Raw genomic sequence first — 1,618 nt, 5'->3', positions numbered from 1 at the left:
CCGGGCGGCCGCGCTGCGGCCTCCGGCGTCCGCGCGCGGTCGGCGCGCTCCGCGTCCACGGCCACGCCCGAGCCGGGCCGGGCGCCTGCGCGCTCCCCGGTCGGTGGCGCGCCGTCCGTCCTGTCGTCCGCCTCACACCTCTCACCCCTCACGGGCGGCACGGTACGCGCCGGGGGCCGGTACGGGCGTCCCGCGAGGTGGGAACCGGTCCCGCACACGGCGGCGACACACCTCATCCACCTTGAGGACTAGGGACGCGCCGACGGGATCGCCCCTCCGGGTGACTCCGACCCGCTTCTCCCCTGCCTACGCTGGGTGACATGAGCCGGATCTACGACTTCCTGCGCCGACACCCCGTCTGGGTGGACGGTGCGTGGAGCCTGATCCTGGCGCTGCTCAGCCTCCGGGTGGTGCTCGGCTTCCCCGACGGCCTGCCGGCGATCAGCCTCGCGGGCGCCCTTGTGGCGATCGTGGCCATCTTCGTCGCCTCCACCTGGCGCCGCCGCAACTCCAGCCGCATGCTGCTGGTCGCCATCGGCGCGGGTCTCGTGCAGCTCGCCACCGACGCGCCGCCGATGCTGATCAACATCTGCTTCCTCTTCATCGTCTTCAGCGTCGCCTCGGACCGCGTCCGATGGGCGTCCCGGCTGGCGCTGGTCGCCGCGCTGCTGGCCCCGACCGCGGGGGTGCTGCGCTGGAACCCGAGCGGGTTCGACGAGCCGTTCTACCTGGTCTCCAACACCGTCCTGTTCACCGTTGGCTTCGCGCTGGCCTGGGTGCTCGGTGACTCGCTGCGCACCCGCCGCGCCTACTACGCCGAGCTGGAGGAGCGCGCGGCGCGGCTGGAGCACGAGCGGGAGACCGAGGCCCGCATGGCCGTCTCGGCCGAGCGCGCCCGGATCGCCCGCGAGCTGCACGACGTCGTCGCCCACAACGTCTCCGTGATGGTCGTGCAGGCCGACGGCGCCTCCTACGTCTTCGACAGCTCGCCCGACCAGGCGCGCAACGCGCTGGACACCATCTCCGGAACCGGCCGCCAGGCGCTGACCGAGATGCGGCGGCTGCTCGGCGTGCTGCGCGAGGACGGCACCGAGGACATGCCCGGTGACTACGTACCGCAGCCCGGACTCGAACAACTGGACGACCTCATCGCGCAGGTGCGCGGCACCGGCCTCACCGTCGACTGCCAATGCGACGGCAGTCCCCGCCCGCTGCCCAGCGGCGTCGAACTCACCGCCTACCGGATCGTGCAGGAGGCGCTCACCAACACCCGCAAGCACGGCGGGCCGGGCGCCGCGGCCAGCGTCAGGCTGACCTACGGCGGCGACGCGCTCTCCGTCCTCGCCGAGGACGACGGCCGCGGCGCCCAGGCCTGGCTCTACGGCGACCGCGGCCACGACGGCCACGGCCACGGGCTCATCGGCATGCGCGAGCGGGTCGGCATGGTCGGCGGCCGCCTGGAGACCGGCCCGCGCCCCGGTGGCGGCTTCCGCATCCGCGCCACGCTGCCCGTCGCCGACGCGGCGCCGAAGGGCGTGGGCGCCGGCGCGACCGGCCCCGCCGGCCCGGCGCGGACCGGACCGGCTGATCCCCCGACCGCCGACGGTGACCCCCCGGC

General features: G+C 74.9%; 1 protein-coding gene. It reads left to right on the top strand.

The window, feature by feature from the left end:
- Positions 1–320: 320 nt before the first annotated feature.
- Positions 321–1,618, top strand: a 1,298-nt coding sequence (locus tag HCN56_RS25460) for a sensor histidine kinase (RefSeq protein ID WP_167974989.1), incomplete at its 3' end; no start/stop codon positions are given.

The organism is Streptomyces lonarensis (assembly GCF_012033735.1).
GTDB lineage: Bacteria > Actinomycetota > Actinomycetes > Streptomycetales > Streptomycetaceae > Streptomyces > Streptomyces lonarensis.
Note: the sequence above shows the minus strand (reverse complement) of the source record. Positions and strands in the feature narration are given on the sequence as shown.